Source organism: Mycolicibacterium pyrenivorans (assembly GCF_025821625.1).
GTDB lineage: Bacteria > Actinomycetota > Actinomycetes > Mycobacteriales > Mycobacteriaceae > Mycobacterium > Mycobacterium pyrenivorans.
Window position 1 is genome coordinate 34,636 of the sequence record NZ_JACKSH010000237.1, and the last position, 21,925, is coordinate 56,560.

Consider the following 21,925-nt stretch of genomic DNA (forward strand, 5'->3'; position numbering starts at 1 on the left):
ACCCGCTCGCGGCGTCTTCCTAGAATGGCTCGGTGACCGCCAGCTCCCAGCCCATTGCCACCAGCGGCCTCGACGGTGCCGAGGCCCTCCCGAAGTCATGGGATCCAGGGGCGGTGGAGAGTGCCCTGTATCAGGGCTGGGTCGAGGCCGGCTACTTCAGCGCCGATCCCACCAGCGGCAAGCCTGCTTACTCGATCGTGCTGCCACCGCCGAACGTGACCGGCAACCTGCACATGGGGCACGCCCTCGACCACACGCTGATGGACGCGCTGACCCGACGCAAGCGCATGCAGGGCTACGAGGCCCTCTGGCTGCCCGGCATGGATCACGCGGGCATCGCCACCCAGTCGGTGGTGGAGAAGCAGCTCGCTGTCGACGGCAAGACCAAAGAGGACTTCGGTCGCGAACTGTTCGTCGAGAAGGTCTGGGACTGGAAGCGTGAGTCCGGCGGCACCATCGGATGGCAGATGCGCGCCATCGGCGACGGCGTGGACTGGAGCCGCGACCGATTCACCATGGACGAGGGCCTGTCGCGGGCGGTGCGCACGATCTTCAAACGGCTCTTCGACGCCGGGTTGATCTACCAGGCCGAGCGGCTGGTCAACTGGTCGCCGGTGCTCGAGACCGCGATCTCCGACCTCGAGGTCAAGTACGAGGACGTCGAGGGCGAGCTGGTGTCGTTCCGCTACGGCTCGTTGGACGACGGGGATCCCCACATCGTGGTGGCCACGACGCGGCTGGAGACGATGCTCGGTGACACCGCGATCGCCGTGCATCCCGACGACGAGCGCTACCGCCACCTCGTCGGCCAGACGCTGCCGCACCCGTTCCTGGACCGGTCGATCCTCGTCGTCGCCGATCACCACGTCGACCCCGAGTTCGGAACGGGCGCAGTGAAAGTCACGCCCGCCCACGACCCTAACGACTTCGAGATCGGCATGCGGCACCAGCTGCCGATGCCGTCGATGCTCGACACGAAGGGCCGCGTCGCCGACACCGGGACGCAGTTCGACGGGATGGACCGATTCGAGGCGCGGGTGGCCATCCGGGAGGCGCTGGCCGCCCAGGGACGCATCGTCGCCGAGAAGCGCCCCTACCTGCACAGCGTCGGCCACTCCGAACGCAGCGGCGAACCGATAGAGCCGCGCCTGAGCCTGCAGTGGTGGGTCAAGGTGGAATCCTTGGCCAAGGCGGCCGGGGACGCAGTCCGCAACGGAGACACCGTGATCCATCCGGCCAGCCTGGAGCCTCGCTGGTTCGCGTGGGTCGACAACATGCACGATTGGTGCATCTCCCGCCAGTTGTGGTGGGGCCACCGGATTCCCATCTGGCACGGGCCCAACGGCGAAACCGTGTGCGTGGGACCGGACGAAGTGCCGCCGGAAGGCTGGGAGCAGGACCCCGACGTCCTGGACACCTGGTTCAGTTCGGCGCTGTGGCCGTTCTCCACGATGGGCTGGCCCGATCACACCGCCGAACTGGCGAAGTTCTATCCGACCACGGTTCTGGTGACCGGTTACGACATCCTGTTCTTCTGGGTGGCGCGGATGATGATGTTCGGCACGTTCGTCGCCGACGACCCCGCGATCACCTGCGACGGCGCCCGTGGACCGCAGGTGCCGTTCCAGAATGTCTTCCTGCACGGCCTGATTCGCGACGAGTTCGGCCGCAAGATGAGCAAGTCCCGCGGCAACGGTATCGACCCGCTCGACTGGGTGGAGAAATTCGGCGCGGACGCGCTGCGGTTCACCCTCGCCCGGGGCGCCAGCCCGGGTGGCGATCTGGCGATCGGTGAGGACCATGCCCGGGCGTCACGCAACTTCGCCACCAAGCTGTTCAATGCGACCCGCTTCGCACTGCTCAACGGGGCCGCGATGAGCCCCTTGGGCGAAGAGCAAAAGGCGCAGTCCGGCGTCCTCTTGTCCTACGAGTTGACCGACGCCGACCGCTGGATTCTGGGCCGGCTCGAAGAGGTTCGCGCCGAGGTGGATTCGACGTTGGACAGCTACGAGTTCAACAGGGCGTGTGAATCGCTGTACCACTTCGCGTGGGACGAGTTCTGCGACTGGTATGTCGAGCTCGCGAAGGTGCAGCTGGGTTCCCAAGAAAGTGACCGTGTTTCGCATACGACCGCCGTCCTGGCGGCGGTGCTGGACACCCTGCTGAAACTGTTGCACCCGGTGATGCCGTTCGTGACCGAGGTTCTGTGGAAGGCGTTGACCGGCGGTGAGTCTGTGGTCGTCGCGGAATGGCCGACGCCGTCCGGGTTCGGCGTGGATCAGGCTGCGGCACAACGCGTCGCGGACATGCAGAAACTGATCACCGAGGTCCGCAGGTTCCGCAGCGACCAGGGCCTCGCCGACCGGCAGAAGGTGCCTGCCCGGCTGTCGGACATCACCGCCGCCGGACTCGACGCACACGTGCCCGCGGTGACGGCCCTGGCCTGGCTCACCCCGCCCGCCGACGACTTCAGCCCGTCGGCCTCGCTCGAGGTGCGGCTGTCGGACGCGACCGTGATCGTCGAACTCGACACCTCGGGAACCGTCGACGTGGCGGCCGAACGGCGCAGGCTGGAGAAGGATCTCGCCGCGGCACAGAAAGAACTAGCGGGCACCACCGGCAAGCTCGGCAACGACGGGTTCCTCGCCAAGGCGCCCGCGGAGGTCGTCGACAAGATCCGCGCCCGCCAGCAGCTGGCCCGCGAGGAAGTGGAGCGCATCACCGCGAGGCTCGAGTCGTTGCCGCAATGATGGACCCGCCCGAGTTCGACCCCGAACCGACCCCGGACGAAATCGCGTCGCTGCTCCAGGTCGAGCACCTGCTCGACCAACGCTGGCCGGAGACGAAGATCGAGCCGAGCACGGCCCGGATCTCGGCGTTGATGGAGATGCTCGGGTCACCACAACTCGGCTATCCGTCGATACACATCGGGGGAACCAACGGTAAGACGTCGGTGGCCAGGATGGTCGACGCGCTGCTGACCGCGCTGGCCCGGCGCACCGGCCGCACCACCAGCCCGCACCTGCAGTCGGCGGTGGAACGCATCTCGATCGACGGCAGGCCGATCAGCCCGGCGACCTATGTCGACACGTACCGGGAGATCGAGCCGTTCGTCGAGATGGTCGACCAACAGTCACAGGCAGCCGGGGGACCGGCCATGAGCAAGTTCGAGGTCGTCACCGCGATGGCCTTCGCCGCCTTCGCCGACGCCCCCATCGACGTGGCGGTCGTCGAGGTCGGACTCGGTGGCCGATGGGACGCCACCAACGTCGTCAACGCCCCGGTGGCGGTCATCACGCCGATCGGCATCGACCACGCCGACTACCTCGGCGGAACCCTCGCCGAGATCGCCGGCGAGAAGGCCGGCATCATCACCAGGCAATCAGACGACCTCATCCCGACCGACACGGTCGCGGTGATGGCCCGCCAACCGCAGGAGGCCATGGAGGTGTTGCTGGCCCAGGCGGTGCGGGCCGACGCCGCCGTCGCCCGCGAGGACTCGGAGTTCGCGGTGGTCGGCAGGCAGGTGGCAGTCGGTGGACAGCTGCTCGAGCTGCAGGGACTCGGCGGCGCGTACACCGACGTGTTCCTGCCGCTGCACGGCGAGCACCAGGCGCACAACGCAGTGCTGGCCCTTGCGGCCGTCGAGGCGTTCTTCGGTGCCGGGGCGCAGCGCCAGCTCGACGTCGACGCCGTGCGGGCCGGTTTCGCGGCGGTGACCTCGCCCGGGCGGCTGGAGCGGATACGCAGTGCTCCAACGGTTTTCATCGACGCCGCGCACAATCCGGCAGGAGCGGCCGCGCTGGCGCAGGCGCTGGCCGACGAGTTCGACTTCCGGTTCCTCGTCGGCGTCGTCTCCGTGATGGCCGACAAGGACGTCGACGGCATCCTGGCCGCGCTCGAACCGGTGCTCGACCAGATCGTCGTCACCCACAACGGGTCGGAGCGGGCACTGGAGGTGGACGCGCTGGCGCTCAAGGCGGAGGAACGTTTCGGCCCCGAGCGCGTCATCGTCGCCAACACGCTGCCCGACGCCATCGAGACGGCCACCGCACTGGTCGAGGAGGCCGGCAACGAGGCCGACGGTGTCGGCGGCATGGGCGGCGTCGGGGTGGTCATCACCGGATCGGTGGTCACCGCCGGTGCCGCGCGGAGCCTGTTCGGAAGGGACCCCGCGTGAGCGAGAAGCCGCCGCCGGGCGAACCCGGTGTCGCCGCCGGGTCGGCTCCGGACCCGTGGAAGAGCTTCCGCGGCGTGATGGCCGGCACGCTGATCCTCGAAGCCATCGTCGTGCTGCTGGCGCTGCCCGTCGTGGACGCCGTCGGCGGCGGCCTGTCCACCGGGTCGACGATCTACGTCGTCGGCGTCGCGGTGCTGCTGGTCCTGATGGCCGGCATTCAGGGGCGGTCGTGGGCGATCTGGGCCGATCTCGGCGTGCAACTGCTGCTGATTGCCGGGTGGGTGGTCTACCCCGGTATCGGTTTCATCGGGCTGCTGTTCACCGTCGTGTGGCTGCTGCTGGTGTATCTGCGGGCAGAGGTGCTGCGCCGCCAGAAGCGTGGCCTGCTCCCCGGCCAGCAGCCGCCGAGCGACTGAGAGTTCCTCGCCGCTTGATCGTCGTCCGGCTGACCCGATTGCCGGACTCCTCATCGCGGACTCGTTCCTCGCCGCTTGATCGTCGTCCGGCTAGGCTGTCGGCCGTGACTGAGCGAACCCTCGTATTGATCAAGCCCGACGGCGTCGAACGCCGCCTCATCGGAGAGATCCTCAGCCGAATCGAAGGCAAAGGCCTCACCATCGCCGCCCTGGAGCTCAAGACCGTCAGCGACGAGCTGGCCCGCGCGCACTACGCCGAGCACGAGGGCAAGCCGTTCTTCCCGTCGCTGCTGGAGTTCATCACCTCGGCCCCGGTCGTGGCCGCGATCCTGGAGGGCCCGCGGGCCGTCGCCGCGTTCCGGCAGTTGGCCGGCGGCACCGATCCCGTCGAGAAGGCCACCCCCGGCACCATCCGCGGTGACCTGGGGTTGGAGACGCAATTCAACCTCGTCCACGGATCCGATTCGCCCGACTCAGCCGTCCGGGAGATAGATCTCTGGTTCCCCGGCCGATAGGGCCGCACGGACCGGGTTGACGCGGCCTTATCGGTCCTGCCGTCGGGATGTGGGATACTGGGCGCGGGTGACCGGCCTTACAACCCAGGGTCGGCCACCCGGATGAAGACTTCGACGAGCGCGACCATCGTTACCGCGGTGCGGCGCAGACCCGTCCAGCCATCATTCAGACCGGCACCGAGATTGTTCCCCTGTGGATCGCTCGGGGCGAGACCATAACAAGTTCGGGAGTAGTCAGCCCGGACACAGAAACGAAGCCCTCGCGTGGCCGCGTCAGCACAATGACGCGCCCGGGGGCTTGAGGAGAATACGTGGCCGACAATGAGAACTTTCAGGCTCCTACCCACGACCTCCCGGAAGCGACCGAGCACGCCGCGGTCCCATCCGGTGAAGCCAAGGACGCACCACCGCCTGAACGACTGAGGGTGCATTCGCTGGCCCGGGTCCTCGGTACCACCAGCAAGCGGATCATCGACGCCCTGGTCGAGTTGGACGGCAGGACGCGCAGCGCGCACTCCACGGTGGGCCGTGAGGAAGTCGACCGGGTACGTGAGGCTCTCACCGAGCCGGAAGCCGAATCCGAGGCCGCAGCCGAGCCGGTGGCCGCAGCCGAACCCGCAGCCGAGCCGGTGGCCGACGCGCAGGCCGAGCCCGTGGGTGGGCCTGATGCTGAGGCGAGCCCCGCCCCGGTGACCGAGGAAGAGCCCGAGTCGCGGCTGATCCTGGAAACCCCGGCTTCGCAAACCACCGAACCTGCCGACTATCTGCCGCTGTTCGTCGCTCCGCAGCCCGTGCGCTTCGAAGAACCCGTAGAAGGCGACAGCGACGGTGAGGACGACGGCGACGAGGACGACGACACCGACGGTGACGACGGGTCGGAGTCCGACGACGACCAGTCCGACCGCCCCACCGCCAAGCGCCGCCGACGGGGACGTCGCGGCCGGGGTCGGGGTCGCGGCGAACAGAACGGCGACGATTCGACGGGGGACTCGGACGGCGACGGACAGCCCGAGGGTGAGCAGTCCGAGACCGGCGACGACTCCGACGACGACGATGACACCAGCGACGATGACGGGTCGGGTGCCGACGGCGGCAAGACCCGCAGGCGCCGGCGGCGCCGCCGCAAGTCCGGTTCCAACGACGACACCGAGGGCGGCACAGCGCCCGACGATCCGCCCAACACCGTCGTCCACGAACGCCCGCCGCGGCGCGCCAAGGGCGGCGGCAACGGCGATTCGTCGAACAACGAGATCCAGGGCATCAGCGGGTCCACCCGCTTGGAAGCCAAACGGCAGCGCCGCAGGGACGGCCGCGATGCCGGCCGGCGCCGGCCGCCGATCCTGAGCGAGGCGGAATTCCTGGCGCGACGCGAAGCCGTCGAGCGCATGATGGTCATCCGCGACAAGGTCCGCACCGAGCCACCCCACGAGGGCGCGCGGTACACGCAGATCGCGGTCCTCGAGGACGGCGTGGTGGTCGAACATTTCGTCACCTCAGCGGCCCAGTCGTCGCTCGTCGGCAACATCTATCTCGGCATCGTGCAGAACGTGCTGCCGTCGATGGAGGCGGCGTTCGTCGACATCGGCCGCGGCCGCAACGGCGTGCTCTATGCCGGCGAGGTGAACTGGGAGGCTGCAGGCCTCGGGGGCGCGCAGCGCAAGATCGAGCAGGCCCTCAAGCCCGGTGACTACGTCGTCGTCCAGGTCAGCAAGGACCCGGTGGGCCACAAGGGCGCCCGGCTGACGACGCAGGTGTCGTTGGCGGGCCGCTACCTGGTCTACGTGCCGGGCGCATCGTCGACCGGCATCAGCCGCAAGCTGCCCGACACGGAACGTCAGCGCCTGAAGGAGATCCTGCGCGAGGTGGTGCCCTCGGACGCGGGTGTCATCATCCGCACCGCCTCCGAAGGCGTCAAGGAAGAAGACATCCGCAGCGACGTCAACCGCTTGCAGGAGCGGTGGAACGAGATCGACGCCAAGGCTGCCGAGACCAAGAAGAAGGCCGCCGGTGCGGCGGTGGCGCTCTATGAAGAGCCCGACGTCCTGGTCAAGGTCATCCGTGACCTGTTCAACGAGGACTTCACCGGACTGATCGTCTCCGGCGACGACGCCTGGACCACGATCAACGACTACGTGCACGCCGTGGCGCCCGAACTGGTTCCGCGGATGACAAAGTACGAGCCGGCCTCCCCGGACGGCCCTGACGTATTCGCCGTGCACCGCATCGACGAACAGCTCACCAAGGCGATGGACCGCAAGGTGTGGCTGCCGTCGGGTGGCACGCTGGTCATCGACCGCACCGAGGCGATGACGGTCGTCGACGTCAACACCGGCAAGTTCACCGGATCGGGGGGCAACCTCGAGCAGACGGTGACCCGCAACAACCTGGAAGCCGCCGAGGAGATCGTGCGGCAGCTCCGGCTGCGCGACATCGGCGGCATCGTCGTCATCGACTTCATCGACATGGTGCTGGAGAACAACCGCGATCTGGTGCTGCGCAGGCTGACCGAGGCGCTGGCCCGCGATCGCACCCGCCACCAGGTGTCGGAAGTGACTTCGCTGGGGCTGGTGCAGCTGACCCGGAAGAAGCTGGGCACCGGGCTCCTCGAGGCGTTCTCGACAACCTGCACGCACTGCAGCGGGCGTGGCATCATGCTTCACGGCGACCCCGTCGACTCCGCGTCGACGACGGGCCGCAAGTCCGAGCCCGGCGCTGGACGTCGCAGCAAGCGAGGCAAGCGCGGCGGCCGCGACCAGCAGGACGTCCCGGTGGTCAAGGTGCCGGCGCATCTGCCTGGTGAGCACCCGATGTTCAAGGCCATGGCCGCGGCGAACGGCAAGCACGACGACGACGAAGACACCGACGATGACACCGGAACCGCCGAAGAGGTCGCCGAGCTCGATCCGGAGACGATCCGCAGAGCCGTCAAGGGCGACACGGACGAGGACGACTCGGATGACGAGGACGACCTCGATGACGCTTCGGACGAAGACGACGAAGACGACGAAGACGACGAAGACGACGAAGACGACGAAGACGACGAAGACGACGAAGACGAGGACGACGAGGACGAGATCGACCTCGATGCCGACGACGAAGACGAGGACGACGAAGACGACATCGACGTCCTCGACGATGACTCCGATGAGGCTGACGATGACTCCGACGACGGGGCCGACGAGCCGCCGCAGGCCGTCGCGGTGACCGCTCCAGGTGGTCGGCACCGCAGGCGCGCCGCGGCGCGACCCGCAGGACCGCCGGCGGTTTGACCCTCTACCCGCTGGTCACGTAACCTTGAGCAGTTGTCTCCAGGGCCTACCCACGGCCGGCGGGAGACAGCGGGACGTCACGAGACCAGTTCTCCGGCCCCCGCACCCCAGACCCGCACGCACACCCCCGGGTGCTGCGCGCCCGCACGCGAAGCAGAGGAACACCATCGATGGCAGCCGAATCAGCCACGTACGCGATCGTCAAGACCGGTGGCAAGCAGTACAAGGTCGCCGCCGGTGACATCGTCAAGGTGGAGAAGCTCGACGTCGAGGCCGGCGCCACGGTCTCACTGCCCGTCGCGCTGGTCGTCGACGGCTCGAAGGTGACCACCGACGCCAAGGCGCTGGAGAAGGTCGCCGTCACCGGTGAGGTCCTCGAGCACACCAAAGGTCCGAAGATCCGTATCCACAAGTTCAAGAACAAGACCGGCTATCACAAGCGCCAGGGTCACCGTCAGCAGCTGACGGTGCTCAAGGTCACCGGCATCAAGTAACGACGGGAGCGACAACATGGCACACAAGAAGGGCGCTTCCAGCTCACGCAACGGTCGCGACTCCAACGCTCAGCGACTGGGCGTCAAGCGGTTCGTCGGCCAGGTCGTCAAGGCCGGCGAGATCCTGGTCCGTCAGCGGGGTACTCATTTCCATCCCGGCGACAACGTCGGCCGTGGTGGCGACGACACGCTGTTCGCCACGGCGCCGGGCGCCGTCGAGTTCGGTAAGAAGCGCGGGCGCAAGTTCGTCAACGTCGTCCGCGTCGAGCGCGTCGAAGCGTAATTCCCTCTTCCTCCGTCGAGATCTACGTTTTTCAGAGGGGCTCTCGCGCTTCGTCTGCAAAACGTAGGTTCGGTGATGGAAAGGAAGTCCGATGACCCGGTTCATCGACCGCGTCGTCGTGCACGCGCGGGCGGGCAACGGCGGGAATGGCTGTGCCTCGGTACACCGCGAGAAGTTCAAGCCGCTGGGCGGTCCTGACGGCGGCAACGGCGGGCGCGGCGGCAGCATCGTGTTCGTCGTCGACCCCCAGGTCCACACGCTTCTCGACTTCCACTTCCACCCCCACGTGGTCGCCCCGTCGGGCAAACAGGGCGCCGGCAGTAACCGCGACGGCGCGGCAGGCGCCGATCTCGAGGTGAAGGTGCCCGACGGCACCGTCGTCCTCGACCAGCGCGGCCGGATGCTGGCCGACCTGGTCGGCGCCGGCACCCGGTTCGAAGCCGCTGCCGGCGGGCGGGGCGGGCTGGGCAACGCCGCACTGGCCTCGCGGGCGCGCAAAGCCCCCGGGTTCGCACTGCTGGGCGAGAAGGGCGAGGCCCGCGATCTCACGCTCGAACTCAAGACGGTCGCCGACGTCGGGCTCGTCGGTTTTCCTTCCGCGGGCAAGTCGTCGCTGGTGTCGGCCATCTCTGCGGCGAAGCCGAAGATCGCCGACTACCCGTTCACCACGCTGGCGCCCAACCTCGGGGTGGTCTCGGCCGGGGACCACACGTTCACCGTCGCCGACGTTCCCGGCCTGATTCCCGGTGCCTCCGAAGGGCGTGGGCTGGGGTTGGACTTCCTGCGGCACCTCGAACGGTGCGCGGTGCTCGTGCACGTCGTCGATTGCGCGACGCTGGATCCCGGTCGTGACCCGGTCTCCGACATCGAGGCGCTGGAGGCCGAACTCGCCGCGTACACCCCGACGCTGCAGGGCGACGCCACCCTCGGCGACCTGGCCGAACGTCCACGGGCGGTGGTGCTCAACAAGATCGACGTGCCCGAAGCCCGGGAACTCGCCGAATTCGTCCGCGAGGAAGTCGTCCGCAAGTTCGGCTGGCCGGTGTTCGAGGTGTCGACGGTCGCCCGGGAAGGCCTGCGGCCGCTGACGTTCGCGCTGTGGGACATGGTGTCGGCCTATCGCGCCGCACAACCCGAGGTGGTGCCGCGCCGCCCGGTGATCCGGCCGGTCGCCGTCGACGACAGTGGTTTCACGGTCAAGGCCGACGGCATGGGCGGGTTCGTCGTCCGCGGCGCCCGGCCACAGCGGTGGGTGGCCCAGACCAACTTCGACAACGACGAAGCCGTCGGATACCTCGGGGACCGACTGGCCCGCCTCGGTGTCGAAGAAGAGTTGTTCAAACTCGGTGCCCGACCCGGCTGTGCCGTGACCATCGGTGACATGACGTTCGACTGGGAGCCGCAGACCCCCGCGGGCGTGGACGTGCCGCTGTCCGGTCGCGGCACCGACCTCCGGCTCGAACAGACCGACCGGGTCGGGGCCGACGAGCGGAAGGCGGCGCGAAAGGCGCGGAGGGAAAGCAGCGGCGGTGGCGAGTGAGCGCTTGCGCGAAGAGCAGACAGTAGTGAGTGAGCACCGCGAGGCGATCCGCACCGCCCGCTCGGTCGTCGTCAAGATCGGCACCAGCGCACTGACCACGCCGTCCGGTGTTTTCGACACGGGGCGGTTGCAGCACCTCGCCGACGCCATCGAGGCGCGGATGAAGGCCGGCTCCGACGTGGTGATCGTGTCTTCGGGTGCGATCGCCGCGGGCGTCGAGCCACTCGGTCTGACCAAGCGGCCGACGGATCTGGCCACCAAGCAGGCCGCGGCCAGCGTCGGGCAGGTGGCACTGGTCAACTCGTGGAGCGCTGCCTTCGGGCACTACTCGCGCACGGTGGGACAGGTACTGCTGACGGCCCACGACATCTCGATGCGGGTGCAGCACACCAACGCCCAACGCACCCTGGACCGGCTGCGTGCGCTGCACGCGGTGGCGATCGTCAACGAGAACGACACCGTGGCCACCAACGAGATCAGATTCGGTGACAACGACCGGCTCTCGGCGCTGGTCGCGCACCTGGTCGGAGCGGATGCGCTGGTGCTGTTGAGCGACATCGACGGCCTCTACGACGGCGACCCCCGCAAGGCGTCCGAAGACCACCCGGCACGCTTCATTCCCGAGGTCGCCGGTCCCGGTGACCTGGACGGCGTGACCGCCGGACGTGGTAGCCACCTGGGAACCGGCGGCATGGTCTCGAAGCTGTCGTCGGCGCTGTTGGCCGCCGATGCCGGGGTGCCGGTGCTGTTGGCCGCGGCGTCGGACGCGGCCGCTGCGCTGGCCGACGCGTCGGTGGGCACCGTCTTCGCGCCCCGCGCAGGGCGCATGTCGGCACGCCGATTCTGGGTGCGCTACGCCGCGGAGGTTGCCGGAACCCTGACACTGGACGACGGTGCCGTCAACGCCGTTGTGCGACAGCGACGTTCGTTACTCGCCGCGGGCATCACGGCACTGTCAGGCCGGTTCTACGGCGGCGATGTCGTGGAGTTGCGAGCTGGGGATTCGACCATGGTGGCCCGGGGGGTGGTCGCCTACGACGCGTCCGAGCTGGCGACGATGCTGGGCCGGTCCACCTCGGACCTACCCGCCGAGATGCGACGCCCCGCCGTACACGCCGACGACCTCGTCCCGGTCTGAGACTGCCGGGGCGGTCAGACGGGGCAATTCGTCGGCGAGCAGCGCGAGCATCGGTGAGCAGCCGTTGTCGATCTTCACGGTCGCCAGGTCGTCGCCGCGGGTGGGCCCGCGGTTGACGATCGCGATCGGGACGCCCCGTGCGGCGGCGTGGCGGACGAAGCGATAACCCGAATAGACGGTCAGCGACGACCCGGCCACTAGTAGGGCGTCCGCGCCGTCGACCACCGAATAAGCCTCCTCGACAATGTCTTTGGGCACGCTCTCGCCGAAGTAGACGATGTTCGGCTTCAGCATGCCTGCACAACGCGGGCAGTCGAGGAAGCGGAACGACGCCGTCTCGGTGACCATGGCGTCGGCGTCGGGTGCGACGGCGATCCCACCGACGGCCTCGGCCCGCTCGCTGAATCCGGGATTGAGCCGCTCCAACTCGGAGGCCAGTTGTTCCCGGGTCAGGATGTGGCCACACGTCAGGCACACCACCTGCGCGTAGGTGCCGTGGAGGTTGACCACGGCACGGCTGCCCGCCTTCGTGTGCAACAGGTCGACGTTCTGGGTGATGACCCCGGTGACCACGCCGGCTCGCTCCAACTGTGCGAGTGCGCGGTGCCCGGCGTTCGGCAACGTCGCGTGCATGTGCCGCCATCCGACGTGGTTGCGCGCCCAGTAGCGTTGCCGGAATGCCGGATCGGACGTGAACTGACGGATCGTCATCGGGTTACTCGGCGGCGAATCAGGGCCGCGGTAGTCCGGGATACCCGAATCGGTGGAGAGTCCCGCACCGGTCAGCACTGCGACACGCTTGCCTCGCAGCAGGGCGACCAGTTCCGGGGCTTCCACCTTGTCGAATGTAGGTGATCAGCCGTGGTCGGCGGATACAAGCTGGTCAGCGGCCTCGTCGGCGGCCTCGTCAGCCACCGTGGCGTCGTCCTGGTCCTGGTCCTCGTCCCCGTCCTCGTCGAGGTCCTCGATGCTGACGACCTCCACCACCTCGATGTGTTTCTCCAGCCGGTGCTCATCCGACAACGGCACCAGGACGGTGAGGATCCCGCGGTCGTAGGTGGCATTGACGTCGTCGGGGTCGGCGCCGTCGGGCAGCATCAGCGTCCTGGTCAGCGCCCCATAGGTGAACTCCGAGCGACCGGTGTTCTCGCCCGGGCGCGCCCGCTGCGCGGTGATCGTGAGCCGGCCGTCGCGCACGGTCACCTCGATGTCGTCCTCGGGGTCGACTCCGGGCAGTTCGGCGCGGACCTCGTACATGTCGTCGTACAGCTCGTCCTCGACACGGATGGTGCGGGAATCCAACAGCGGCCGCAGCGCCGCAAACGCCGGAAGGCCATCGAGCAGGAGGGTCAAATCGGTGAGAAATGGACGCGACTGACGTTGAGTGGCAACCTTGTTCACGAATGCCAGCTTGCGCGCCTCAGGGAAAATCCCCGAATCGTGCGCGGTGCGGGCGGGCTAACGTCAGGCCAACACGTGCACGCCGCCGACGCCGTCTTGGACGGGGTTGCATAACCGATCGGGTTTCCGGGCAACAATGAGGCATGGATTTCTACTCCGCCTACCGGCACGGCTTCGCGCGCGTCGCCGCGTGCACCCATCACACCGCGCTCGCGGACCCGGCCGCCAACGCAGAGTCGGTGCTGCGGATCGCACGCGACTGCCACGACGACAGCGTCGCGCTGGCGGTGTTTCCCGAGTTGACGATGTCCGGGTATTCGATCGAAGACATCGTGATGCAGGACGCGCTGCTCGAAGCCGTCCATGAGGGCCTGCTCGAGGTGATGGCAGGGTCGGTGGACCTGATGCCGGTGCTCGTGGTCGGCGCACCGCTGCGCTACCGCAACAGGATCTACAACACCGCGGTCGTCATCCACCGCGGTCGGGTGCTTGGCATCGCACCGAAGTCGTACCTGCCGACGTACCGGGAATTCTACGAGAAGCGCCAGATCGCGGCGGGGGACGAGGAGCGCGGGGAGATCAGGTTGGGTGATTCCGACGTGCCGTTCGGACCCGACCTGCTGTTCGAGGCGGTCGACCTGCCCGATTTCGTGCTGCACGTGGAGATCTGTGAGGACATGTTCGTCCCTGTCCCGCCGAGCGCCGAAGCCGCACTGGCCGGAGCCACGGTGCTGGCCAACCTCTCCGGGAGCCCCATCACGATCGGCCGCGCCGACGACCGTTGTCTGCTGGCGCGGTCGGCGTCGTCTCGATGCCTGGCCGCCTACGTCTACGCCGCAGCGGGGGAAGGCGAGTCCACGACCGATCTCGCATGGGACGGCCAGACCATGATCTGGGAGAACGGCGTGTGCCTCGCGCAGTCGGAGCGGTTCCCGAAGGGCGAGCGCCGGTCGGTGGCCGACGTCGATCTGGAGATGCTGCGCAACGAGCGCACCCGCATGGGCACGTTCGACGACAACCGCCGCCACCACCAGATCGACGAGACCACCTTCCGCCGCGTCGAGTTCCGCCTCGATCCGCCCGACGGTGACATCGGCCTGCTGCGGGAGGTGGAGCGTTTCCCGTTCGTGCCCGCCGATGTGGAGCGGCTGGAGCAGGACTGCTACGAGGCCTACAACATCCAGGTGTCCGGTCTCGAGCAGCGCCTGCGCGTGCTGGACTATCCGAAGGTGGTGCTGGGGCTGTCCGGCGGACTGGACTCGACGCACGCGTTGATCGTCGCCGCCAGGGCGATGGACCGCGAGGGGCGGCCGCGCAACGACATCCTGGCGTTCACGATGCCCGGTTTCGCCACGGGTGAGCGCACCAAGGACAACGCGACCCGTCTGGCCACCGCGCTCGGCGTGACGTTCGAGACCATCGACATCAGGTCCACCGCCGAGTTGATGCTCAAAGAGATCGATCATCCGTTCTCGCGCGGGGAGAAGGTCTACGACGTCACGTTCGAGAACGTGCAGGCCGGTCTCCGGACCGATTACCTGTTCCGGCTGGCCAATCAGCGCGGCGGCATCGTGCTGGGCACCGGCGACCTGTCCGAGCTGGCGCTGGGCTGGTCGACCTACGGTGTGGGCGACCAGATGTCGCACTACAACGTCAACGGGGGCGTGCCGAAGACGTTGATCCAGCACCTGATTCGCTGGGTCATCTCGGCCAAGGAGTTCGACGACACCGTCAACGACGTGCTGGCGTCGGTACTGGACACCGAGATCAGCCCCGAACTCGTCCCGGCGGGCGAGGACGAGGAGATCCAGAGCAGCGAGGGCAAAGTCGGACCTTATGTGCTGCAAGACTTCTCGCTGTTCCAGGTGCTGCGCTACGGGTTTCGGCCGTCGAAGGTGGCATTCCTGGCGTGGCACGCCTGGAGCGACCCCGATCGCGGGGACTGGCCCCCCGGTGTCCCGGAAAGTAAACGACCGTCCTACTCGCTCAAGGAAATTCGGCACTGGCTGCAGGTCTTCGCCCAGCGTTTCTACTCGTTCAGCCAGTTCAAGCGTTCGGCGCTGCCCAACGGCCCCAAGGTGTCCGCGGGGGGCTCACTGTCCCCGCGGGGGGACTGGCGCGCGCCATCCGACATGTCGGCCCGCACCTGGCTCGACGAGATCGAACGGTCGGTACCCAACGAGTAGGGCGTTCAGGCTGCGCTCAGGGCGTGATCTCGCGGCGTGTCCGCGCCCCCCCACGGCAGTCTCAACGGCCTACGCGGCCCCGGTCTACGCGGCCGAGGCCGGGCACGAAACGGCCCACGCTTGCCGTTCGGCGAGCTCGGAGGGATATCCGGGTCCGTCGCGCAGGATCAGCAGGATCTCCGCGCGCGTGGGGTCGGACAAGGCGCAGCCGAATCGGGACAGGGCGTCGCTACCGAGTGCCGTCTGCATGAGGCAAGCGGTACATCGCGATCTGTATTCAGGAAAGCCTGAACTATTGCGGTGTCAGAGCCTGCCGTCGACGCGCAGGTCGGGGTGCACCCACTCCGGTGAGCGGCGCTCCTTGAACGCCATGAACCCTTCGATGGATTCCGGTGCGCCCAAGCTGGATTGCATGCCGATGCGGTCGTAGAGACCGATGTAGTTGTCCAGGCTCGACTTGATGACCGAGCGGGCTCCGGGCGCCGTGCGGCAACACTGGGCAAGCACCTCCCGCGCGGCGTCGTGGAGTTCCTCGTGCGGAACCAGCCGCGCCACCATGCCCCAGTCCAGCGCCTCGGCCGCCGACAGCGTGCGGCCGGTGAACATCAGGTCGCGGGTGCGGACCGGTCCGATCAGCCGCGCCAGCATGTGGCTGTAATAGGTGTCGGCGATCCCGCGGTACAGCTCAGGCACGCGGAACGTCGCCCGGTCGCTGACCACCGCCATGTCGGCGCACAGCGCGATCTGTAGTCCGCCGCCCTGGCACAGCCCGTTCACGGCGGCGACAACGGGCTTGCTGGACTGTCGCAGGGTGTCGAACGGCAGCGCGTCCATGCCCAGTGCCGAGCCGAACGTCAGCCAGTTGTCGGCGCCACCGCCGCCCATGTCGCCACCGGGGGCGAAGACGTCACCGGTTCCGGTGAGCAGCAGCCCGGCCAGGTCGGGATCGGCGTCGACGTGCTTGACCGCGTACTTGATGCCGAAGTACATCGCCGGGGTCATCGCGTTGCGCGCCTCGGGCCGGTCCAGCGTGCACACCCCGAACGCGCCTTCCCGCGTGAACTTCAAAAACGGTGTACCGAGCCAATCACCTTCGGGTGGGCGAGGTGGGGTCGTCATCTACTCGGTCCTCCAGTCGTGCGTCCAGGATGTCGTCGATGGCCTCACTGTAAGGGGCACAGTTACCGGCACCGTGAACCAGTGTCGCCAATGCCCCCGCGGCGCACGCCCGGCGCAGCGCGTAGTCGATTCCATCGGACCAGGCTGCCGCCAGTACGCCGGCGAACACGTCTCCCGCACCTGTGGTGTCCACCGCCTCCACCGCGGGTGCCGTCACGTCGGACCGCTCGCCGCCAGCGAGGTGGCTGGCACCGCGCGGACCACGGGTGATGACCAGATGGGGTACCGGTGAGCGGCCTTCGGTCAGCCAGGCGTCTGCTTCGGTCTCGTTGACGACGACCACGTCGGCGAGGCCGGCCAGGGCGGTCATCTCGGCGGGCCGGGCGGCGGGCGAGGCGTTGACGATCACCACGGCGCCCGCGTCGCGTCCCACGCGGGCGGCGACCGTCGCGGTATCGACGGGGATCTCCAACTGGATCAGCACCACGTCGCAGTCGGCGACCACCGACCGGACCGCGGCCGAGGTCAGGCTCAGGTGCGCATTGGCGCCCGGCGCCACCACGATGCAGTTCTCGGCGTTCGCGTCGACGATGATCGCCGCCGAACCGCTGGGCCCGGGCACGCTGGTGACACCGTTCAGGCCGACGCCGTTGTCCTGCAGATGTGTGCGCAGGTGCTCGGCGGCTGCATCGGTGCCCAGCGCCGCGACGAGTTGCACCTGCGCGCCGGACCGTGCGGCGGCGACCGCCTGATTGCCGCCCTTGCCGCCCGGCGACGTCGACAACGCGGACGCGAGAACCGTCTGCCCGGGCTGTGGCAGGGCATCCACCGTGAACGTCAGGTCGGCGTTGACGCTGCCGACCACGCAGACCCGCGCCACCATGGCGACAACGCTAGTCGACACGAGCGGACGTCGGCAGGTCCGTTACGCTGGGCTAATGACTCTGCACGCTCCGGAGCGCAGTCAGGTGGGCGAGGACCTGCGCGAGCAGGTGCACGGCGCCGCCCGGCGGGCCCGCGTCGCCTCTCGTGCTCTGGCGACGCTGAGCACCGAGGTCAAGAACCGCGCCCTGCGCACCGCCGCCGATCACGTGCTGATGAACACCCGCACCATCCTGGACGCCAACGAGGCCGACCTGGCGACGGCGCGCGACGCCGGCACGCCGGAGGCGATGCTCGACAGGCTGGCCCTGAACCCCGCCCGGGTGGAGGGCATCGCCGACGGGCTGCGGCAGGTCGCCGGTCTGCCCGACCCGATCGGTGAGGTGCTGCGGGGCAGCACGCTGGTCAACGGGCTGCAGCTCCGCCAGCAGCGGGTTCCGCTCGGTGTGGTCGGAATCGTTTACGAGGGCCGCCCCAACGTGACCGTCGACGCGTTCGGGTTGACGCTGAAGTCCGGCAACGCCGTTCTGCTTCGCGGTAGTTCGTCGGCGGCGAAATCCAATGCCGCACTGGTCACCGCGCTGCGTGCCGCGCTGGCAACCGAGAACCTCGACAGCGACGCCGTGCAGTTGCTGCCCAGTGAGGACCGCGCCAGCGTCACGCACCTGATCCAGGCGCGCGGACTGGTCGACGTGGTGATCCCACGTGGCGGAGCCGGCCTCATCGACGCCGTGGTGCGCGATGCCCAGGTGCCGACCATCGAGACCGGTGTCGGCAACTGCCATGTGTACGTTCACGAATCGGCCGATCTCGACATGGCCGAGCGCATCCTGCTCAACGCCAAGACCCGCAGGCCCAGCGTGTGCAACGCCGCGGAGTCGCTGCTGATCGACGCGGCCATCGCCGACGTCGCGGTGCCGAGGCTGACCGCCGCCCTGCAGGACGCGGGCGTGACGGTGCACGCCGACCCGTCCGAGGAAGAGCTTCGTGCCGAGTTCCTCTCGATGGACATCGCGCTGGCCGTCGTCGACGGTCTCGACGCTGCGATCGCGCACGTCAACGAATACGGCACCGGTCACACCGAGGCCATCGTCACAACGGATCTTGCTGCTGCACAACGCTTCACCGAACAGGTGGATGCGGCAGCGGTGATGGTGAACGCATCGACGGCGTTCACCGACGGAGAGCAGTTCGGTTTCGGTGCCGAGATCGGCATCTCCACCCAGAAGCTTCATGCCAGAGGTCCGATGGGCCTGCCAGAATTGACGTCGACCAAGTGGATCGTGTGGGGCTCGCCCGTTACCGGCCACACCCGTCCGGCTTGAGTCAGGAGACCCGATGAGCGTCCCCGCAATACCCGTGCCGATGTTCGCCGACATCGACGATGTCGCGCGGCGGCTGGCCGAGACCGGCTATCTGCCCGACACCGCCACCGCCACCGCGGTGTTCCTCGCCGACCGGCTGGGCAAGCCGCTACTGGTCGAGGGGCCCGCCGGTGTCGGCAAGACCGAACTGGCCCGCGCCGTCGCGCAGGCCACCGGCTCGGAGCTGGTGCGGCTGCAGTGCTACGAGGGCGTCGACGAGGCCCGCGCGCTCTACGAGTGGAACCACGCCAAGCAGATCCTGCGTATCCAGGCAGGTCAGGGGGATGGGGCGGACTGGGACCGGACGAAAGACGATGTCTTCTCCGAGGAGTTCCTGCTGACCCGCCCCCTGCTGACCGCGATCAAGCGCACCGGGCCGACGGTGCTGCTGATCGACGAGACCGACAAGGCCGACATCGAGATCGAAGGCCTGCTGCTGGAGGTGCTCAGCGACTTCGCGGTGACGGTGCCCGAACTCGGCACGATCACCGCGACGCGCAAACCGTTGGTGGTGCTGACGTCCAACGCGACCCGCGAACTGTCCGAGGCGCTCAAGCGTCGCTGCCTGTTCCTGCACATCGACTTCCCCGACCCCGACCTCGAGCGCCGGATCCTGCTCTCGCGGGTTCCCGAGCTCCCCGAGCACATCGCCGAGGAACTGGTGCGCATCATCGGCGTGCTGCGCGGGATGGCGCTCAAGAAGCTGCCGTCGGTCGCCGAGACCATCGACTGGGGCCGCACGGTGCTGGCCCTGGGTATGGACACCATCGACGACGAGCTGATCGCGGCGACGCTGGGGGTCGTGCTCAAGCACCAGTCCGACCAGGTCAAGGCCTCAGGGGAGCTGAGGCTCAACTGATGGCGGTCCGACGCACCCGCCCGCCGCAGCCGCTGGCGCCCCACGGAATTCCGGGCCATCTGGTGGAGTTCGTGGAAGCGCTTCGTGGGCATGGAATCTCGGTGGGTCCGTCGGAGACGGTGGATGCCGGCCTGGTGATGTCGACGCTGGGCCTGGCCGATCGCAAGGTGCTGCGGGAGGGCATCGCCTGCGCGGTGCTGCGCCGCCCCGACCACCGCGAGACCTACGATGCGTTGTTCGATCTGTATTTCCCGGCCGCACTCGGCGCCAAGACCGTCCTGACCGACGAGGATGTCGATGACGGCGATCCACAGGGCCTTCCTCCGGAGGACATCGAGGCACTGCGCGGCGCGCTGGTCGACATGCTGAGCGACAACGAGGAGCTGGCGAACCTCGACCAGCGGTTGGCGGCGATGATCGCCCAGATCGTCGAGGCCTACGGCCGCTACAACTCCAGCCGCGGCCCGTCGTATTCGTCGTATCAGGCACTCAAGGCGATGAGCCTCGACGACCTGGAGGGCCGGCTGCTGGCCGGGTTGCTTGCGCCCTACGGCGAGGAGCCCACGCCGACGCAGGAGCAGATCGCCAAAGCGCTTGCCGCACAGCGGATCGCACAGCTGCGCACAATGGTGGAGGCGGAGACGAAGCGGCGCACCGCCGAGCAGCTGGGACGCGACCACGTGCAGATGTACGGGGTCCCGCAGCTCGCGGAGAACGTCGAGTTCCTTCGGGCCTCCGGTGAGCAGCTGAGGCAGATGCGCCGCGTGGTCCAGCCCCTCGCGCGGACGCTGGCCACCCGGCTGGCCGCGCGCCGCCGCCGGTCCCGGGCCGGTGAGATCGACCTGCGCAAGACGCTGCGCAAGTCGATGTCCACCGGCGGCGTGCCGATCGACGTGGTGCTCAAGAAGCCGCACCCCGCCCGGCCCGAGCTGGTGGTGCTGTGCGACGTGTCCGGTTCGGTCGCCGGCTTCAGCCACTTCACGCTGTTGCTGGTCCACGCACTGCGCCAGCAGTTCTCGAGGGTTCGCGTGTTCGCCTTCATCGACACCACCGATGAGGTCACCCAGCTGTTCGGGCCCGAGTCCGACCTGGCGGTGGCGGTGCAGCGCATCACCCGGGAAGCGGAGGTCTACACCCGCGACGGGCACTCCGACTACGGCCACGCGTTCACGTCGTTCCTCGACAAGTACCCGAATGTGCTGTCTCCGCGCAGTTCTTTGTTGGTGCTCGGCGACGGACGCAACAACTACCGCAACCCCGAGACCGATCTGCTCACCCACATGGTGAACGCCAGCAGGCACGCCCACTGGCTGAACCCCGAGCCCAGGCATCTGTGGGGCAGCGGCGATTCGGCGGTGCCGCGCTACGAGGACGTCATCACGATGCACGAGTGCCGCTCGGCAAAGCAGCTCGCCTCCGTCATCGACGCGCTGCTCCCCGTCTAGGCATCTCCGCCGACCGGGGGTTGCTGAAACCGCACACTGTCGGGAGTCCGACCCGGCTACGCTGCAGGGATGCCTTCAGGCACGCCGCTGTACATGACGATCGCCTCCGACGTCCGCGACCGGATCGCCACCGAGCAACTGGCCCCCCACACGTCGCTGCCCTCCGAGAGAGAGCTCGCGGAACTTCACGGTGTCAGCCGCATGACCGCACGGCAGGCGCTGGCCCTGCTGGAGAGCGAGGGTCTGGTCTACCGGAACCCGCCACGCGGCACATTCGTCGCCGAGCCGCGGGTGCGGTTCCACGTCGGCAGCTTCTCCGAGGAAGTTGCCCGGATGGGTCGCCGACCCGCCGCGCGTCAGCTGTGGGCCGAGCACCAGCTCGCGACACCTGCGGTGCGGCTCGCGCTGTCCCTCGCTGAGGGGGCCTCGGTACACGTCTTTCACCGATTGCGCACCGTCGACGACGTGCCGTTCGCGCTGGAGACGACATACATGCCCGCCGACCTCACACCGGGAATCCTCGACGAGCCCGAGCAGGGGTCGCTTTGGGCAGCACTGCGGACGCGGTACGGCGTCGAGTTGGCTCGCTCGACCGCGGTACTCGAGTCCATCGTGCTCGACGACGCGTCGAGCATGCAGCTGGGCGTGCGCGCGGGTTCGGCGGGTACGTTGGTGACCCGTCGCACCGTGGACAGCACCGGACGATGCGTCGAGTACGGCCACGACATCTACCGCGCCGACCGCGCCGCGTTCGAGGTCACCGAGGTTCTCCAGACGCACCGGCTCTCCGGGGTCTGAGTCGGGCACGGCGGATTCTGCGTCATTCTCAGATGA

18 protein-coding genes and 1 pseudogene are annotated in these 21,925 nt (G+C 68.3%); 14 read left to right on the forward strand and 5 right to left on the reverse strand.

Translation table 11 applies throughout. The features are described 5' to 3' along the window. Positions 1-32: 32 nt before the first annotated feature. The 9 genes from H7I57_RS25570 to proB all read left to right on the forward strand — a co-directional run bounded on the left by H7I57_RS25570 (position 33) and on the right by proB (position 11,835). Entirely contained in the window at positions 33-2,750 is a 2,718-nt protein-coding gene (locus tag H7I57_RS25570; protein ID WP_264026984.1) for a valine--tRNA ligase, read from the forward strand. Next, positions 2,750-4,180 carry a bifunctional tetrahydrofolate synthase/dihydrofolate synthase gene (gene folC / locus H7I57_RS25575; RefSeq protein WP_275081713.1) on the forward strand — a complete coding sequence of 477 codons (1,431 nt, stop codon included), beginning with the start codon at positions 2,750-2,752 and terminating at the stop codon, positions 4,178-4,180. The genes H7I57_RS25570 and folC overlap by 1 nt, the downstream gene beginning before the upstream one ends. Further along, positions 4,177-4,596 (forward strand): DUF4233 domain-containing protein, encoded by a 420-nt coding sequence (locus H7I57_RS25580; RefSeq protein WP_264026987.1) that lies wholly within the window; start codon positions 4,177-4,179, stop codon positions 4,594-4,596. Before folC ends, H7I57_RS25580 begins: the two co-directional genes overlap by 4 nt. A 104-nt stretch (positions 4,597-4,700) precedes the next feature. Then, the gene (gene ndk / locus H7I57_RS25585) at positions 4,701-5,111 is read left to right on the forward strand and encodes a nucleoside-diphosphate kinase (protein WP_264026988.1); all 411 of its coding nucleotides are present in this window, start codon (positions 4,701-4,703) and stop codon (positions 5,109-5,111) included. 311 nt (positions 5,112-5,422) lie between these two features. Continuing rightward, complete coding sequence (rne, locus tag H7I57_RS25590; protein WP_372510403.1) at positions 5,423-8,380, forward strand: ribonuclease E; 2,958 nt, start codon at positions 5,423-5,425, stop codon at positions 8,378-8,380. 170 nt (positions 8,381-8,550) lie between these two features. After that, positions 8,551-8,874, forward strand: a complete 324-nt coding sequence (gene rplU / locus H7I57_RS25595) for a 50S ribosomal protein L21 (protein ID WP_264026989.1) — start codon at positions 8,551-8,553, stop codon at positions 8,872-8,874. Between the two features lie 16 nt (positions 8,875-8,890). Continuing rightward, a complete protein-coding gene (gene rpmA, locus H7I57_RS25600; protein WP_264026991.1) occupies positions 8,891-9,157 on the forward strand; it encodes a 50S ribosomal protein L27 in 267 nt (88 codons plus the stop codon). 91 nt (positions 9,158-9,248) lie between these two features. Continuing rightward, complete coding sequence (gene obgE / locus H7I57_RS25605) at positions 9,249-10,697, forward strand: GTPase ObgE (protein ID WP_264026993.1); 1,449 nt, start codon at positions 9,249-9,251, stop codon at positions 10,695-10,697. Positions 10,698-10,722: 25 nt separating this feature from the next. After that, positions 10,723-11,835, forward strand: a complete 1,113-nt coding sequence (gene proB / locus H7I57_RS25610) for a glutamate 5-kinase (protein WP_264026995.1) — start codon at positions 10,723-10,725, stop codon at positions 11,833-11,835. Here proB and H7I57_RS25615 read toward each other — a convergent pair. Beyond that, entirely contained in the window at positions 11,779-12,672 is an 894-nt protein-coding gene (locus H7I57_RS25615) for an SIR2 family NAD-dependent protein deacylase (RefSeq protein ID WP_264026996.1), read from the reverse strand. The genes proB and H7I57_RS25615 overlap by 57 nt on opposite strands. Before the next feature lie 18 nt (positions 12,673-12,690). Then, entirely contained in the window at positions 12,691-13,236 is a 546-nt protein-coding gene (locus H7I57_RS25620; protein ID WP_264026997.1) for an Hsp20/alpha crystallin family protein, read from the reverse strand. A 143-nt stretch (positions 13,237-13,379) separates the two neighbouring features. Between H7I57_RS25620 and H7I57_RS25625 the strand changes: the two genes are divergently transcribed. Continuing rightward, entirely contained in the window at positions 13,380-15,422 is a 2,043-nt protein-coding gene (locus tag H7I57_RS25625) for an NAD(+) synthase (protein WP_264026998.1), read from the forward strand. Positions 15,423-15,548: 126 nt separating this feature from the next. Here the strand turns inward: H7I57_RS25625 and H7I57_RS25630 are convergent. The 3 genes and pseudogenes from H7I57_RS25630 to H7I57_RS25640 all read right to left on the reverse strand — a co-directional run. After that, positions 15,549-15,671: pseudogene (locus H7I57_RS25630) on the reverse strand (transcriptional regulator); the annotation flags it as partial. 54 nt (positions 15,672-15,725) lie between these two features. Continuing rightward, positions 15,726-16,541: an enoyl-CoA hydratase/isomerase family protein gene (locus H7I57_RS25635; protein WP_264026999.1), complete on the reverse strand. Its 816-nt coding sequence runs from the start codon at positions 16,539-16,541 to the stop codon at positions 15,726-15,728. Then, positions 16,510-17,424 carry a ribokinase gene (locus tag H7I57_RS25640; RefSeq protein WP_264027000.1) on the reverse strand — a complete coding sequence of 305 codons (915 nt, stop codon included), beginning with the start codon at positions 17,422-17,424 and terminating at the stop codon, positions 16,510-16,512. Before H7I57_RS25640 ends, H7I57_RS25635 begins: the two co-directional genes overlap by 32 nt. A gap of 55 nt (positions 17,425-17,479) precedes the next feature. Here H7I57_RS25640 and H7I57_RS25645 point away from each other — a divergent pair, with 55 nt between their 5' ends. From H7I57_RS25645 to H7I57_RS25660, 4 genes are all read left to right on the forward strand, one after another. Beyond that, positions 17,480-18,748, forward strand: a complete 1,269-nt coding sequence (locus H7I57_RS25645; protein ID WP_264027001.1) for a glutamate-5-semialdehyde dehydrogenase — start codon at positions 17,480-17,482, stop codon at positions 18,746-18,748. A gap of 13 nt (positions 18,749-18,761) precedes the next feature. Then, on the forward strand, positions 18,762-19,646 hold the full coding sequence (locus H7I57_RS25650) for an AAA family ATPase (protein ID WP_264027002.1): 885 nt from the start codon (positions 18,762-18,764) through the stop codon (positions 19,644-19,646). Further along, a complete protein-coding gene (locus tag H7I57_RS25655; protein ID WP_264027003.1) occupies positions 19,646-21,091 on the forward strand; it encodes a vWA domain-containing protein in 1,446 nt (481 codons plus the stop codon). The genes H7I57_RS25650 and H7I57_RS25655 overlap by 1 nt, the downstream gene beginning before the upstream one ends. A gap of 69 nt (positions 21,092-21,160) precedes the next feature. Continuing rightward, positions 21,161-21,889: a GntR family transcriptional regulator gene (locus H7I57_RS25660; RefSeq protein WP_264027005.1), complete on the forward strand. Its 729-nt coding sequence runs from the start codon at positions 21,161-21,163 to the stop codon at positions 21,887-21,889. Positions 21,890-21,925: the final 36 nt, after the last annotated feature.

What these genes read in the sequence shown, in the direction of transcription:
- folC (WP_275081713.1), top strand. Translation starts at nt 2,750, where the DNA reads ATGGACCCGCCCGAGTTCGACCCCGAACCGACCCCGGACGAAATCGCG.
- rplU (WP_264026989.1), top strand. Translation starts at nt 8,551, where the DNA reads ATGGCAGCCGAATCAGCCACGTACGCGATCGTCAAGACCGGTGGCAAG.
- rpmA (WP_264026991.1), top strand. Translation starts at nt 8,891, where the DNA reads ATGGCACACAAGAAGGGCGCTTCCAGCTCACGCAACGGTCGCGACTCC.
- obgE (WP_264026993.1), top strand. Translation starts at nt 9,249, where the DNA reads ATGACCCGGTTCATCGACCGCGTCGTCGTGCACGCGCGGGCGGGCAAC.
- H7I57_RS25625 (WP_264026998.1), top strand. Translation starts at nt 13,380, where the DNA reads ATGGATTTCTACTCCGCCTACCGGCACGGCTTCGCGCGCGTCGCCGCG.
- H7I57_RS25635 (WP_264026999.1), bottom strand. Translation starts at nt 16,541, where the DNA reads ATGACGACCCCACCTCGCCCACCCGAAGGTGATTGGCTCGGTACACCG.
- H7I57_RS25640 (WP_264027000.1), bottom strand. Translation starts at nt 17,424, where the DNA reads ATGGTGGCGCGGGTCTGCGTGGTCGGCAGCGTCAACGCCGACCTGACG.
- H7I57_RS25645 (WP_264027001.1), top strand. Translation starts at nt 17,480, where the DNA reads ATGACTCTGCACGCTCCGGAGCGCAGTCAGGTGGGCGAGGACCTGCGC.
- H7I57_RS25650 (WP_264027002.1), top strand. Translation starts at nt 18,762, where the DNA reads ATGAGCGTCCCCGCAATACCCGTGCCGATGTTCGCCGACATCGACGAT.
- H7I57_RS25655 (WP_264027003.1), top strand. Translation starts at nt 19,646, where the DNA reads ATGGCGGTCCGACGCACCCGCCCGCCGCAGCCGCTGGCGCCCCACGGA.
- H7I57_RS25660 (WP_264027005.1), top strand. Translation starts at nt 21,161, where the DNA reads ATGCCTTCAGGCACGCCGCTGTACATGACGATCGCCTCCGACGTCCGC.